The following is a 1165-nucleotide window of genomic DNA, read 5'->3' on the forward strand; positions in this document are numbered from 1 at the left end:
TACAGATCTTGAATGGCCAGGTTCGTCCGATGTGGTCTGGTGTGACGGGTGTGGGCTGGGGTAGATCGATGGGATGAGGTATCCCGATGGAGGTGGGTTGTCCGCGCGGGGGCGAGCGAAGCGTGAGGCGGTGCGGCGGCAGGCGGCCGGGTGGTTCGCCGAGGATGTGTCGGTGCCGGAGATCGCGGCGCGGTTGCGGGTGTCACAGACTGCCGTGTACGGCTGGCGCAAACGGTGGCAGGCCGGTGGTGAACAGGCGCTCGCCTCGAAAGGGCCTGGCGGGTCTCGGTGCCGGCTGGATGAGGGTCGGCTGCGGCGGCTGGCCGACGCTCTGGAGCAGGGGCCGGCGGCGCACGGCTTCGGTAGTGATCAGCGGTGGACCCTGGCCCGGGTGTCGGACCTGATCGCTCGGATGTTCCATACCCGGTACACGCTGCGGGGTACGGCAAACATCATGTACCGGTTGGGCTGGTCGGTGCAGGTCCCGAAGCACCGTGCGGTCGAGCGTGACGAGGCCGCGGTCACCACCTGGCGCAAGGAGATGTGGCCGGCGGGAAAACGGTAGCGGCGCAGCGGCAGGCGTGGCTGGTCTTCGAGGACGAGGCCGGTCAGACGCTGCGCCCTCCGAAGGCACGCACCTGGGGACGACGCGGACACACCCCTGTGGTTCCGGTGTCGGGTAAGGGCTCCGGCCGGGTGTCGATCGCCGGGTTGACCTGTTATCGGCCCGGACAGCGGTCCCGGCTGATCTACCGCACGATCGTGCACCGTGGCCGCAAGAACGAGCGGCGCAGCTTCAGTGAACGCGACTACATCGCCCTGCTCGACGCCGCTCACCAGCAACTTGGCGGCCCGATCGTGCTGATCTGGGACAACCTGAACACCCACATCAGCGCCGCGATGCGCGCCATGATCGACGCCCGGGACTGGCTGACCGTCATCCGGCTACCGGCCTACGCCCCGGACCTGAACCCGACCGAGGCAGTGTGGTCCCACCTCAAACGCAGCATCGGCAACCTCACCGTGACCGGCGTCGACCACCTCCAGGCGATCATCAAGAACCGCCTCAAGAGCATCCAGTACCGCACCGACCTACTCGACGGCTTCCTCGCACACACCGGACTGACCCTCGAACCCGAGACAACCTGACCATTCAAGGTCTGTA

At 67.2% G+C, this 1165-nt stretch carries 2 protein-coding genes; both read left to right on the forward strand.

Annotation, left to right across the window (positions count from 1 at the left end; genetic code table 11):
• Nucleotides 1-130: 130 nt before the first annotated feature.
• Nucleotides 131-565, forward strand: a complete 435-nt coding sequence (locus V6U90_RS33485; RefSeq protein WP_334445202.1) for a winged helix-turn-helix domain-containing protein — start codon at nucleotides 131-133, stop codon at nucleotides 563-565.
• Nucleotides 544-1149 carry a transposase gene (locus tag V6U90_RS33490; protein WP_334445204.1) on the forward strand — a complete coding sequence of 202 codons (606 nt, stop codon included), beginning with the start codon at nucleotides 544-546 and terminating at the stop codon, nucleotides 1147-1149. Before V6U90_RS33485 ends, V6U90_RS33490 begins: the two co-directional genes overlap by 22 nt.
• The last annotated feature ends 16 nt before the right edge of the window (nucleotides 1150-1165 follow it).

This window comes from Micromonospora sp. CPCC 206060 (genome assembly GCF_036906895.1).
Lineage (GTDB): Bacteria > Actinomycetota > Actinomycetes > Mycobacteriales > Micromonosporaceae > Micromonospora.